At 71.7% G+C, this 12504-nt stretch carries 10 protein-coding genes; 3 read left to right on the plus strand and 7 right to left on the minus strand.

Annotation, left to right across the window (positions count from 1 at the left end; all coding sequences use genetic code 11):
* Positions 1-6: 6 nt before the first annotated feature.
* From ccrA to ABZZ79_RS09655, 3 genes are all read right to left on the minus strand, one after another.
* Positions 7-1350: a crotonyl-CoA carboxylase/reductase gene (gene ccrA / locus ABZZ79_RS09645; RefSeq protein ID WP_356688244.1), complete on the minus strand. Its 1344-nt coding sequence runs from the start codon at positions 1348-1350 to the stop codon at positions 7-9.
* 436 nt (positions 1351-1786) lie between these two features.
* A complete protein-coding gene (locus tag ABZZ79_RS09650) occupies positions 1787-2605 on the minus strand; it encodes a TetR family transcriptional regulator (protein WP_356688246.1) in 819 nt (272 codons plus the stop codon).
* Between the two features lie 160 nt (positions 2606-2765).
* Positions 2766-4571, minus strand: coding sequence for a 3-hydroxybutyryl-CoA dehydrogenase (locus ABZZ79_RS09655; protein ID WP_356688248.1), 1806 nt, complete (start codon positions 4569-4571; stop codon positions 2766-2768).
* A gap of 373 nt (positions 4572-4944) precedes the next feature.
* On the opposite strand from ABZZ79_RS09655, the gene ABZZ79_RS09660 reads away from it, so the two are divergent.
* Positions 4945-5517, plus strand: coding sequence for an adenylosuccinate lyase (locus ABZZ79_RS09660; protein WP_356688250.1), 573 nt, complete (start codon positions 4945-4947; stop codon positions 5515-5517).
* Here ABZZ79_RS09660 and ABZZ79_RS09665 read toward each other — a convergent pair.
* The 4 genes from ABZZ79_RS09665 to ABZZ79_RS09680 form a co-directional block, all read right to left on the minus strand.
* Positions 5441-6013 (minus strand): GNAT family N-acetyltransferase, encoded by a 573-nt coding sequence (locus ABZZ79_RS09665; RefSeq protein ID WP_356688302.1) that lies wholly within the window; start codon positions 6011-6013, stop codon positions 5441-5443. The two genes, ABZZ79_RS09660 and ABZZ79_RS09665, sit on opposite strands and share 77 nt — an antisense overlap.
* Positions 6014-6030: 17 nt before the next feature.
* Complete coding sequence (locus ABZZ79_RS09670; protein ID WP_356688252.1) at positions 6031-6432, minus strand: RidA family protein; 402 nt, start codon at positions 6430-6432, stop codon at positions 6031-6033.
* Positions 6433-6480: 48 nt separating this feature from the next.
* Positions 6481-8046: an alpha/beta hydrolase gene (locus ABZZ79_RS09675; protein ID WP_356688254.1), complete on the minus strand. Its 1566-nt coding sequence runs from the start codon at positions 8044-8046 to the stop codon at positions 6481-6483.
* A gap of 136 nt (positions 8047-8182) precedes the next feature.
* A complete protein-coding gene (locus ABZZ79_RS09680; protein ID WP_356688256.1) occupies positions 8183-9220 on the minus strand; it encodes an Rv2578c family radical SAM protein in 1038 nt (345 codons plus the stop codon).
* 144 nt (positions 9221-9364) lie between these two features.
* Between ABZZ79_RS09680 and ABZZ79_RS09685 the strand changes: the two genes are divergently transcribed.
* Together ABZZ79_RS09685 and ABZZ79_RS09690 are read left to right on the plus strand one after the other, a co-directional pair.
* On the plus strand, positions 9365-9811 hold the full coding sequence (locus ABZZ79_RS09685; RefSeq protein WP_356688258.1) for an SRPBCC family protein: 447 nt from the start codon (positions 9365-9367) through the stop codon (positions 9809-9811).
* Between the two features lie 195 nt (positions 9812-10006).
* Positions 10007-12415 carry an MFS transporter gene (locus ABZZ79_RS09690; RefSeq protein ID WP_356688260.1) on the plus strand — a complete coding sequence of 803 codons (2409 nt, stop codon included), beginning with the start codon at positions 10007-10009 and terminating at the stop codon, positions 12413-12415.
* The last annotated feature ends 89 nt before the right edge of the window (positions 12416-12504 follow it).

Here is a 12504-nt window from a genome sequence, read left to right on the forward strand (position 1 = left end):
GGTGTCTCAGATGTTGCGGAAGCGGTTGATGGCGTCGATGTGCTTGGCGCGCATCTCCTCGTCGCGCACGCCCAGGCCCTCCTCGGGGGCCAGGCAGAGCACGCCGACCTTGCCCTGGTGGAGGTTGCGGTGCACGTCGTAGGCGGCCTGGCCGGTCTCCTCCAGGGAGTAGACCTTCGACAGGGTCGGGTGGATCTTGCCCTTGGCGATGAGGCGGTTGGCCTCCCAGGCCTCGCGGTAGTTCGCGAAGTGCGAGCCGATGATCCGCTTCAGCGACATCCACAGGTAGCGGTTGTCGTACTCGTGCATGTAGCCCGAGGTCGAGGCGCAGGTGGTGATGGTGCCGCCCTTGCGGGTGACGAAGACCGAGGCGCCGAAGGTCTCGCGGCCCGGGTGCTCGAAGACGATGTCGATGTCCTCGCCGCCGGTGAGCTCACGGATGCGCTTGCCGAAGCGCTTCCACTCCTTCGGGTCCTGGGTGGTCTCGTCCTTCCAGAACTTGTAGCCCTCGGCGTTGCGGTCGATGATCGCCTCGGCGCCCATCGAGCGGCAGATGTCCGCCTTCTGGTCGCTGGAGACGACACAGATCGGGTTGGCGCCACCGGCCAGCGCGAACTGGGTGGCGTAGCTGCCGAGACCGCCGCTCGCGCCCCAGATCAGGACGTTGTCGCCCTGCTTCATGCCGGCGCCGTTGCGGGAGACCAGTTGGCGGTAGGCGGTGGAGTTCACCAGGCCCGGCGCGGCGGCCTCCTCCCAGCTGAGGTGGCCCGGCTTGGGCATCAGCTGGTTGGACTTGACCAGGGCGATCTCGGCGAGGCCGCCGAAGTTGGTCTCGAAGCCCCAGATGCGCTGCTCGGGGTCGAGCATGGTGTCGTTGTGGCCGTCGGAGGACTCCAGCTCGACGGACAGACAGTGCGCGACCACCTCGTCACCGGGCTTCCAGGCGTTGACGCCGGGGCCGGTGCGCAGGACGACGCCCGCGAGGTCGGAGCCGATGATGTGGTACGGCAGGTCGTGCCGCTTGGTGAGCTCGGAGAGCCTGCCGTAGCGCTCCAGGAAGCCGAAGGTCGACAGCGGCTCGAAGATCGAGGTCCACACCGAGTTGTAGTTGACCGAGGAGGCCATCACGGCCACCAGGGCCTCGCCCGGGCCCAGCTCGGGCAGGGCGACCTCGTCGAGGTGGATCGACTTGCGCGGGTCCTTGTCGCGGGTCGCGAGCCCCGCGAACATCTCGGTCTCGTCCTTGTGCACGGTGATCGCGCGGTACGACTCGGGCAGCGGCAGAGCGGCGATGTCGGCGGACGTCGCGTCCGGCGACTGGATCGCGTCCAGGATGTCCTTCGTGGTCACGGTGTTGCCTCCGGCGATGCGCACCCTGAGGGAGGGGTGCTGTGGGAGCGCCCTGAGGGAGGGGCGCTTGAGGGCTACGGCGATGCTGAGGGTGGTTTCCGGGTGCCGTCGGTTCGGCGAGTGGTGCTGAAACGGCAGCGCTTTGTGGCGCGGGAGGTTGCCTGTGACGCAGGCGTCCGGGCGGCGAACCAGAGGTTGCGGGGACAGCCGACGCGCGAAGGACCACTGCGCGCCGACCACCCGGACAACATCAACGTATGGCACACCGTGTCACCTGGCAAGGCACTGAGTGCCAGGAATTGGGCTCAGGTGAAATCTTTACGTAACAAATGAGCGATGATCGATCGAATATCGCTGGAGACTCGGTGGAAAAGGGCCCCTGACGTGCCAAAACGGCCACCCCGAGGGGTGGCCGTCATCACAGGGACGAGGTGACTCAGCGCTCCTTCAGTGCCTCTTCGATGGCTCGCATGACCTCGTCCAGCGGGGCGTCCGTGCGCGCCACCGTCACCAGTACCTCGCCCGTCCCGGAGACCGTGGCCGCCGGCCCGGAACGGGCCGCGTCGGCGCTCGTACGGCCCGCGCCGATGCCGTTGCCGAACGTCTTGCGCACGATGGCGAAGGCGTGGTCGAGCTGCGCCTCCACGTCCCCCTGGCCGCCGGCCCTGAGCCAGCGGCGCAGCACGTGGTTGTGGGCGGTGACCACGGCGGAGGCGGCGACCTCGGCCAGCAGCGGGTCGTCGTTGGCGTCGTCGTCGTGCGCGTGCTCGTCGAAGTGGCCGAGCAGATAGCGGGTGAAGAGGCGCTCGTAGCGGGCCACCGACGCGATCTCCGCCTCGCGCAGGGTGGGCACCTCGCGCGTGAGCTTGTAGCGGGCGACCGAGATCTCCGGCCGGGCCGCGTACATCCGCATGACTTCCTTGATGCCCCGGCACACGGTGTCGAGGGGGTGCTCATGGGCGGGGGCGGCGTTGAGCACCGCCTCGGCGCGGATCAGGGTGTCGTCGTGGTCCGGGAAGATCGCCTCTTCCTTGGACCGGAAATGGCGGAAGAAGGTGCGGCGCGCGACCCCGGCCGCGGCCGCGATCTCGTCGACGGTGGTCGCCTCGTACCCCTTGGTCGCGAACAGCTCCATCGCCGCGGCCGCCAGTTCACGACGCATCTTGAGCCGCTGGGCCGCCGCGCGGGACCCCGCGGCACTTTCCGGCGCGTCGGGTGTGGCAGGAGTACGTGAGGACTTGGCGGGCTGGGACATGCCCCGAACGTACTGCATGTGCGCAGCTCGGTGCGCACGCACGGGGGTTCCCCCACCCTCGGGGGGCGGGGGAGCGGGTCCGCGGGCGGGCCGCCCGGCGCCAGCCGGTTCGAGCAGCCCGCCCCAGTCCTCCCCGGTCCGGAACCAGTCGCCGACCCGGTCAGCGCCGGGCATATTCGCGGAAACCCCGGCCCGTCTTACGGCCGAGGCAGCCCGCTGCCACCAGGTGTTCCAGGAGCGGCGCGGGGGCGAGGCCGGGGTCGCGGAACTCGCGGTGCAGCACCTGCTCGATGGCCAGGGAGACATCGAGTCCGACGACGTCCAGCAGCTCGAACGGGCCCATCGGGTAGCCGCCGCCCAGCTTCATCGCGGCGTCGATGTCGTCCAGCGTCGCATAGTGGTCCTGGACCATCTTGATGGCGTTGTTCAGGTACGGGAACAGCAGCGCGTTCACGATGAATCCCGCCCGGTCGCCGCAGTCCACCGCGTGCTTGCGGATCTTCGCGCAGACCTCGCGGACCGTCGCGTGGACGTCGTCGGCGGTCAGCACCGTGCGGACCACCTCGACCAGCTTCATGGCCGGCGCCGGGTTGAAGAAGTGCATGCCGATCACGTCCTGCGGGCGCGTGGTGGCGCGGGCGCAGGCCACGACGGGCAGCGAGGACGTGGTGGTGGCCAGGATCGCGCCCGGCTTGCAGACCTTGTCCAGCGTCGCGAACAGCTGCTGCTTGATCTCCAGGTCCTCCGCGACCGCCTCGACGGCCAGATCGACCTCGGCGAACGCGTCGTAGGAGCCGGCCGGGGTGATCCGCCCCAGGGTCTCGGCGGCCGCCTCGGCCGTCATCCGGCCCTTGTCGACCGAGCGGTTCAGCGACTTGCCGATCCGGGCCTTGGCCGCCTCGGCCTTCTCCGCGCTGCGGGCCGCCAGGACCACGTCGAAGCCCGCCTTGGCGAACACCTCCGCGATGCCGGACGCCATGGTGCCCGAGCCCGCGACACCGACCGAGGAGACCGTCCGGCCGCCGGAGAGCGCGCCGCCCTCCAGCGGGGTGAGCGGGTCGCGCACCACGGTGGCGCTGCCCGGAGCCTCGTAGGTGTAGAAGCCGCGGCCCGCCTTACGGCCCGTCAGCCCGGCCTCGCTGAGCTGCTTCAGGATCGGCGCCGGGGCGTGCAGCCGGTCGTGCGACTCGGCGTACATGGCCTCCAGGACCCGGCTCGCGCAGTCGATGCCGATCAGGTCGAGCAGGGCCAGCGGGCCCATGGGCAGACCGCAGCCCAGCCGCATCGCAGCGTCGATGTCCTCGCGGGAGGCGTACTTCGACTCGTACATCGCGGCCGCCTGGTTCAGGTAGCCGAACAGCAGGCCGTCGGCGACGAAACCGGGCCGGTCGCCGACCGCCACGGGCTCCTTGCCCAGCTCGATCGCCAGGTCGGTGACCGCGGCGACCGCCTGCGGGGCGGTGAGCACCGAGGAGACGATCTCCACCAGCCGCATCTGCTGCGCCGGGTTGAAGAAGTGCAGGCCCAGCACCCGCTCGGGGTGCTCGGACTCCGCGGCCAGCCGGGTCACCGACAGCGCGTTGGTGCCGGTCGCGAGGATCGTCCCCGGGCGCACGATCCGGTCCAGCTCACGGAAGATCTGCTGCTTGATCTCGTAGGACTCCGGGGCCACCTCGATGACCAGGTCGGCCTCGGCCGCGGCGCCGAGGTCCGTGAAGGTGCGCAGCCGGGCGAGGACGTCCGCGCGCTCCTGCTCCGTGAGGCGCTCACGCGCCACGGCACGGGCGGTGGCGGCGTCCAGGGCGGCGACGCACCTCGCGGCCTGCGCCTCGTTGATGTCGATGCCGATGACCTCGCGGCCGGCCCGGGTGAGCACCTCGGCGATGCCGGTGCCCATCGTGCCGAGGCCGACCACGGCAATGGTCTTGAACGGGGACAGAGGGGTGTCGGACAGGGGAGTGGCCATCGCGGGACTCCAGAATTGAGGGTGACGACTGGGAGCGCGACCCGGTGCGCCGAAGGGCGCACCGGGTGCGTGAGAGATGCGGGTGTGAGGACCGGGCTGCGAGCGCACACGCCCGGCGCCGCTTCGAGGGGCGCGCACACGCCCGCCGTACGGCGGAATCCGACCGGCCCTGTCCCTTGGCCGGGTCGCACTGCGGTGCCTGAAGCACCGAACCGACTGCTCTCATGGCGGCTGCGTCACCAAACCGCCACGAGCGTTGAAGCGAGTGGGTAACTCGCTCGTCTGAGCTTAACCGGCGGGTAACGAGCACGCCAGCCCCCGGACTTTGTGATGTACGTCCCCCTGCTCGCCGATCCCCCCTACGCTCCACCTCATGGACGAAGAGTCGCGATCGCTCACGGAGCGCTTACGGCAGGAGTCGGGGGCCACGCCCGCCTTCGAGCACCTCGCGGCGAGCGACGAGGCCGAGCTGGCGCAGGTGCTCACCGCCCCCGGACAGCCCCTGTGGGCCCGTGAACTGGCCGCGTTCCGGCTGGGCCTGGCCGGCGACCGGCGGGCCTTCGAGTCCCTCGTCCTGCTGCTCAACCACCGCGACCCGCAGCGCTGCGCCTCCGCCGCCCACGCCCTGGCCCGCCTCGGCGACCCGCGCACCGCCCGCGCGGCCGCCGCCCTGGCCACCAACGAACTGCGCGTCGCCTACGCCCTGCACCCGGTGCGACTGCTGGTCGAGCTGCGGGCCCCGGAGGCGGTGCCCGCGCTGATCGCCACCCTCGAACGGCGGCTGCGCCCGCACGACCCCTACCGGCGCGTGGCCCTCGCCTGTGTCGAGGGGCTCGGCACACTCGGCGACCCGAGGGCCAGGACCGTCCTCAACGAGGCCCTCGCCCATCCCACCCTCGCGGAGGCCGCGGTACACGCCCTGGCGCGGATCCCCCGGCAGAGATGAGGTCCCTGGCGTACCGCACCTCCGGCACCAGCGCCCCGCCCGCCTCGAAGGGCTCCTCGGCGCCGTCCGCCGCGAACCCCGCCCGCTCGTAGAACCGCCGCGCGCGGATGTTCTCCCTCAGCACCCACAGCAGCATCCGCGCGTGGCCGGCGGCGGTGCAGCGCCGTACGGACTCCGCCAGCAGAGCGCGGCCGACCCCGTCGCCGTAGTGCTCCGGGGCCACGTAGATCGCGTACAACTCGGCGTCCGTGGTGCGCACTTCGCCGTCCCGGTACGGGCCGTGACAGGCCCAGCCGACGATCTCGCCGCCCGGCTCCCGCTCGGCGACCAGGTTCACCGCGACGCTGTCGGCGGCCACGAACCGGGCGCGGTGGCGGTCGGCGTCCGCGGCGACGCTGAGCGAGTCCAGGTAAGGCTGGGGCATGAGGCCGCGATAGGCGGACCGCCAGCCGCCGACGCGGATCTCGGCGACCCGGTCGCAGTCGGCGAGCGTCATCTCCCGCACCCGCGGCGTCACCGGGCCACCACCGCGTAGGCCTCGATCTCCATCAGGTACTCCGGGCCCACCAGCGCGGCGACCTGCACCGCGGAGGCGGCCGGCAGCCGGTCGTCCGCGATGTGCGCGGCGCGGGCCGCGCGGATCGCCGGCAGGTACGCCATGTCCGTGACGAAGAAGGTGAGTTTGACGACGTCCTCGAAGGTGGCCCCGGCGGCGGCGAGGCAGCGCCGGATGTTCTCGAAGACCTGCCGCGCCTGGGCCTCGGGGTCGTCCGGGCCGACCAGCGTGCCGTTCTCGTCGAGCGGCAGCTGGCCGGACACGGCCACGAAACGCCCGGTGCCCGTCACCACATGCGTGTACGCGGCGGCGGGGGCGACGCCGTCGGGGGCGGGGATCCTGGTGATCGGCTCACTCATGCGGCCATGGGATCACAGGTGGGAGGTCACCCGCCCCCGGATAACGGGTCAGCCGCGGAAGCCCAGCAGCCCGTGCAGCGTCGAGCCCCGCGAGGAGCCGGACTTGGCGCCCAGCGGCTTGGGCTCGGGCTGGGCCGCGCACACCGCGTCCGCCTCACCGCCCGCGTCGCCGCGCGGCACCGTGCCGTCCGCGAGATAGGCGGCCAGGTGCTTGTCCAGGCAGGAGTTGCCGCTCAGGGTGACGCCGTGGTTCCCGCCGCCGTCCTCGACCACCAGGCTGGAGCCGCGCAGCAGGGTGTGCATCATGGCCCCGCCCCGGTACGGGGTGGCGGCGTCGTCGGTCGCCTGGAACAGCAGCACCGGCGGCAGCCCGCTGTTGGCGACGTCCTCGGGCCGCATCGGCGGGACCGGCCAGAACGCGCACGGCGCGTTGTACCAGGCGTTGTTCCAGGTCATGAACGGCGCCTTGTCGTACACCGCCCAGTTGTCCGCGCGCCAGGCCGGCCAGCCGCGCGGCCAGGAGGCGTCCCGGCACTGCACCGCGGTGTAGACGCTGTAGCCGTTCTCGCCGGACGCGTCGAGCGCGGCGAAGGTGTCGTACGCCTCGACCAGCGCGACGGGGTCCTTGTCGTTGACGTACGCGGCGAACGCCTCGGCGAGGTACGGCCAGTAGCCGTCGTAGTAGCCACCGGGCATGAAGGTGTCCTCCAGCTCGGCCGGGCCCACCTTCTCCCCCGCGGGCTCCCGCACCAGCGCGGCGCGCATCGCGTACCAGCGCGACTCGACCTCGGCCGGGTCGGTGCCCAGCCCGTAGGCGCTGTCGTGCCGGGCCACCCAGGCCAGGAACGCGCGGTGGCGGTCGTTGAAGGCGAGGTCCTGCGCGAGGTTGGCCTCGTACCAGACGCCGGTGGGGTCGACGACGGAGTCCAGCACGAAGCGGCGCACCCGGTCCGGGTGGAGCTTGCCGTAGACCGCGCCGAGGTAGGTGCCGTACGAGTAGCCGAAGTAGTTCAGCCGCTCCGCGCCCAGCGCCTGCCGGATGAGGTCCATGTCCTCCACGACGGCGGTCGTGTTGATGTACGGCAGCACGTCCGCGTGCTTCTCGGCGCAGGCGTCGGCGAAGGCCTTGGCGCGGGCCAGGTTGGCGTCCTCGGTCGCGGTGTCGGCGGGCAACGAGTCGGGGCGCGGGGCGTTGAAGTGGCCGGACAGGCAGTTCAGCGCGGGCTTGCTCTTGCCGACGCCGCGCGGGTCGAAGCCGATCACGTCGTACTGGGAGGCCACCGACCGGGGCAGCGAGGCCGCGACGAACCCGGCGAGGGTGCGCCCGCTGCCGCCGGGGCCGCCGGGGTTGACCAGCAGGGGTCCCTGGGACTCCTGCGCGGTGTGCGGGACGCGGGTCAGCGCGAGCGTGATCTGCCGCCCCTGCGGGTTCGCGTGGTCCAGGGGCACGTCCAGGGACGCGCACTGGAGCCTCGGGTAGTCGGAGGTGCCGCACTTCTTCCAGGCGAGTTCCGGGGCGGCGGCACCCGGACCGGTGGCCTCGGCGGGCACGGCGGTGAACGACCCGGCCAGGACGGCGGCGGCACCGCACAGCACGGCTGCGCGTTTCTTCATGGAGTCCTTCCAGGGCGGAGCGGAGCCGGACCGCGGGGTCACGGTCCTCGCGGCATCGTCCCGGAATCCATGCCCGGAAGAACGTGTTCTGGACGTACTTGACCCGATTGGGTCGTCAGGTGCGCTCGGTTGCCTCTCACATCAGCGTGAGCTGGGTCGCTCCCGGCTGCGGCCCGGGGACCGGCTCGGGCTCACGCGTGCGGCGCGGCATGCCGGGGCGCGCGGGTCCGATGCCGTACTCCCGGGCCAGTTCGTGCACCTGGCCGGTGATCCGGCGCTGGTACCACTTGGGCGCGTAGGCGCCCTCGGCGTACAGCCGCTCGTAGCGGCGCACCAGGTGGGGGTGGTGCCGGCCGAGCCAGCTCATGAACCACTCGCGGGCGCCGGGGCGCAGATGCAGCACCAGCGGGGTCACCGAGGTGGCGCCGGAGGCGGCGATCGCCCTTACGGTGGAGCGCAGTTGGGCCGGATGGTCGCCGAGGAACGGGATCACCGGGGCCATCAGCACCCCGCAGCCGATGCCGTGCTCGGTGAGGGTGCGCACCACGTCCAGCCGGCGCTCGGGCGGCGGGGTGCCCGGCTCGACCGTGCGCCACAGCTCGTGGTCGGTGAAGCCGACCGAGACCGAGATGCCGACGTCGGTGACCTCGGCCGCCTGCTTCAGCAGATCGAGGTCGCGCAGGATCAGGGTGCCCTTGGTCAGGACGGAGAACGGGTTCGCGTGGTCGCGCAGCGCGGCGATGATGCCCGGCATCAGCCGGTAGCGGCCCTCGGCGCGCTGGTAGCAGTCGACGTTGGTGCCCATCGCCACGTGCTCGCCCTGCCAGCGCCGGGAGCCGAGCTGGCGGCGCAGCAGTTCGGGCGCGTTCACCTTCACCACGATCTGGGTGTCGAAGCCGATGCCCGTGTCGAGGTCGAGATAGCTGTGCGTCTTCCTGGCGAAGCAGTAGACGCAAGCGTGCGAACAACCCCGGTACGGGTTCACGGTCCACTCGAAGGGCATGCGGGAGGCGCCCGGGACCCGGTTGAGGATCGATCGAGCCCGGATCTCGTGGAAGGTGATGCCGCGGAACTCCGGCGTGTCGAAGGTCCGGCTGACCACCGCGTCGGCGCCGAACAGGGTGGCGTCGGCCCGGCTGTGTTCGGCGGACTCGGTGAGGTTCTCCCAGCGCATGAGGCCTCCTCGGTAGCACTGACCCTGCACTGACCCCAAGAATAGAACACATGTTCCCATGATCGTGCGACCTCGATTTGGGCGGCCGGGCGGCGGGGTGGTTGGCTTGCCCCAACCCCGAGCAATCAGGTCATGGAGGAAGCAATGGCGCAGGTCGAGGCCACTACGGCACGGGTCGTCGCGGCGGACCCGGAGAAGGTGTTCGACACCATCGCCGACTACAGCGGCAGCCGCGCGAAGCTCCTGCCCGAGCACTTCAGCGAGTACGAGGTGCGCGAGGGCGGCGACGGCGAGGGCACCCTCGTCCACTGGAAGCTCCAGGCCACCAGCAAGCGGGTGCGCGACTGCCTGCTGGAGGTCACCGAGCCCACCGACGGCGAGCTGGTCGAGAAGGACCGCAACTCCTCCATGGTCACCGTCTGGCGCGTCACCCCGGCCGGCGAGGGCAAGTCCCGCGTGGTCGTCACCACCACCTGGAACGGCGCCGGCGGCATCGGCGGCTTCTTCGAGAAGACCTTCGCCCCCAAGGGTCTCGGCCGCATCTACGAAGCGGTCCTCGCCAAGCTCGCCGCCGAGGTCGAGACCGCCTGAGGCCCGCTGCTCCGATCGTGTCGGCGTCGCCGGGTCCGGCCCCCAAATCACCGCCGGCCCGGGAGCGTTGAGCCCCTTCACCGGTTCGGGTGGAATCGGATCCCGACCGGGTCGGCGCCGTAACTCGTCGCACTTGCTCGTAGTTGTCGCTCTGCGCGGTAACTGTGAGGCAGGTGTGACGAGGGGAGCGCCGGCATGGGCCGGATCACTCTGGAGCGGACGGAGACCGATGCGGCGGCGGACGAGGCCGACGAATTCCCCGTCCCGCTGCCGGGCCAGCCCGCACGACTGAGCCCGCGCCGGGTGCGGTGGGTGTTCCTCGGGCTGATGCTGGCGCTGCTGCTCGCCGCCCTGGAGCAGATGATCGTCGCCACGGCCCTGCCGAGGATCGTCGGCGAACTGCACGGCCTGGACAAGATGTCCTGGGCGATCACCGCCTATCTGCTCACCGCCACCGTCGGACTCCCGGTCTACGGCAAGCTCGGCGACCTCCTCGGCCGCAAGGGCGTCTTCCAGTTCGCCATCGTCGTCTTCGTCGTCGGCTCCGCGCTGGCCGGGCGCGCCGGGACCATGGACCAGCTCATCGCCTTCCGCGCGGTGCAGGGCGCCGGCGCCGGCGGACTCATGATCGGCGTCCAGGCGATCATCGCGGACATCGTGCCGCCCCGGCAGCGCGGCCGGTTCATGGGCCTGATCGGCGCCGCCTTCGGACTCGCCTCCGTGGCCGGACCCCTCCTCGGCGGCTACTTCACCGACCATCTCTCCTGGCGCTGGTGCTTCTACATCAACGTGCCCTTCGGGCTCGTCACCTTGGCCGTCGTGACCGCGGTGCTGAAGCTGCCCAGGCCCACCGCCCGGCCCCGATTCGACGTGCCGGGCGCCCTGTTGCTCGCCGCCGCCTCCACCTGCCTTGTGCTGCTGACCAGTTGGGGCGGCACCGAGTACGCGTGGGGCTCCCGCGTCATTCTCGGCCTCGGCGCCGGGGCCCTCGCCGCCATCGTCCTGTTCCTGGCCGCCGAGCACCTCGCCGCCGAACCCCTGATCCCGCTGCGGCTGTTCCGCGACTCCGTCTTCAACGTCACCGGGCTCGTGGGACTCGTCGTCGGGGTCGCGCTGTTCGGCGCCGCCAGCTATCTGCCGACCTTCCTGCAGATGGTCGACGGCGCCAGCGCCACCGAGTCCGGGCTGCTGATGCTGCCCATGATGGGCGGCATCGTCTGCGCCTCCATCGTCTGCGGACAGCTCATCAGCCACACCGGCCGCTACCGCCTCTACCCCGTCCTCGGCAGCGCCCTGTCCGCCCTCGGCATGTGGCTGCTCTCCCGCCTGGAAGCGGACACGCCCCGGCTGCACTACAGCCTCTGGATGGCCGTCCTCGGCACGGGCATCGGCCTGGTGCTGCCGGTACTGATCCTCGCGGTGCAGAACTCCGTGCGGCCCGCCGACCTCGGCACCGCCACCAGCGCCAACAACTACTTCCGGCAGATCGGCGGTTCGGCCGGCGCCGCCGTCTTCGGCACCCTCTTCGCCGACCGGCTCGCCGACGCCCTCGCCGACCGCCTCCCGGTCCGCGCCGGAGCCGGGCTCCCGGACCCCGAGTCCCTCACCCCGCAGCTCGTCCACGCACTGCCCCCGGCCCAGCGCGACGCCTACATCCAGGCCTACGCCGACGCCATGCCGAGGATCTTCCTCTACCTCGTGCCGGTGCTCGTGCTCGGTCTGCTCATCGCCTTCTTCCTCAAGGAGACCCCCCTGGTGAACAGCGCAGCGTCCTACCAAGCACCCCCCACCGCCGACCGGGGCCAGGCCGACTCCGTGATTCCGCAGGCGCGTTCGTCCCACTCCGCCGGAATCCCGGTCTGCGGGACCGTGCAGCACCCCGACGGCACGGTCGTGCCCCGCGCCGCCCTCACCCTCATCGACGTGGCCGGGGCGCAGATCGGCCGGGGCGCCAGCGGCCAGGACGGGCGCTACGCGCTGTCGACGCCCGGGGCGGGGTCGTACGTGCTGATCGCCGCGGCCGGCGGGCACCAGCCGCAGGCCGTCTCGGTGACCGTCGGCGAACGCCCGGTCGAACTCGACGTCGTCCTCGGCGGCGCCGGTCGCCTCGCGGGCGGCGTGGTCAACGCCGACGGAACCCCCGTCCGGGACGCGACCGTCACCCTCACCAACGTGCACGGCGAGGTCGTCGCGAGCACCCGCAGCGGACGCGAGGGCGGCTACGTCATCACCGAACTCGTCGCCGGGGAGTACACCCTCGCCGCGAGCGCGCCCGCCTTCCGGCCCGCCGCGCTCCCGGTCACGGTCCAGGCCGCCCGCGAGACCCGCCAGGACATCGAACTGGCGGGCGGCGCGATGCTGCGCGGCACGGTCCGGGCGAGCGGCGGACGGCCCGTGCAGGACGCGCGCGTGACCCTGCTCGACGCCGCGGGCAACGTGGTCGACACCCTCACCACCGGACCCGACGGCACCTTCCGGTTCGTCGACCTGTCCTCCGGCGAGTACACCGTCATCGCGGCCGGCTACCCGCCCGTCGCCACCGTGCTCCAGGTCGCGGGCGGCGGCCGCACGGAACGGGATCTCCAGCTGGGGCACGAGGACTAGTGCCCCGACAGGCAACGTTCGCCCCGTCGCGACGCCCGGCACGCCCTCTCGCCGCACCGGGCACAGACCCAAGTACATCCAGTACGAGG

Source organism: Streptomyces sp. NPDC006458 (genome assembly GCF_040612135.1).
Classification (GTDB): domain Bacteria; phylum Actinomycetota; class Actinomycetes; order Streptomycetales; family Streptomycetaceae; genus Streptomyces.

Excerpts from the sequence above, each read along its gene's own strand:
- ABZZ79_RS09650 (WP_356688246.1), bottom strand. The coding sequence starts at position 2,605 with ATGTCCCAGCCCGCCAAGTCCTCACGTACTCCTGCCACACCCGACGCG.
- ABZZ79_RS09655 (WP_356688248.1), bottom strand. The coding sequence starts at position 4,571 with ATGGCCACTCCCCTGTCCGACACCCCTCTGTCCCCGTTCAAGACCATT.
- ABZZ79_RS09660 (WP_356688250.1), top strand. The coding sequence starts at position 4,945 with ATGGACGAAGAGTCGCGATCGCTCACGGAGCGCTTACGGCAGGAGTCG.
- ABZZ79_RS09665 (WP_356688302.1), bottom strand. The coding sequence starts at position 6,013 with ATGACGCTCGCCGACTGCGACCGGGTCGCCGAGATCCGCGTCGGCGGC.
- ABZZ79_RS09670 (WP_356688252.1), bottom strand. The coding sequence starts at position 6,432 with ATGAGTGAGCCGATCACCAGGATCCCCGCCCCCGACGGCGTCGCCCCC.
- ABZZ79_RS09675 (WP_356688254.1), bottom strand. The coding sequence starts at position 8,046 with ATGAAGAAACGCGCAGCCGTGCTGTGCGGTGCCGCCGCCGTCCTGGCC.
- ABZZ79_RS09680 (WP_356688256.1), bottom strand. The coding sequence starts at position 9,220 with ATGCGCTGGGAGAACCTCACCGAGTCCGCCGAACACAGCCGGGCCGAC.
- ABZZ79_RS09685 (WP_356688258.1), top strand. The coding sequence starts at position 9,365 with ATGGCGCAGGTCGAGGCCACTACGGCACGGGTCGTCGCGGCGGACCCG.
- ABZZ79_RS09690 (WP_356688260.1), top strand. The coding sequence starts at position 10,007 with ATGGGCCGGATCACTCTGGAGCGGACGGAGACCGATGCGGCGGCGGAC.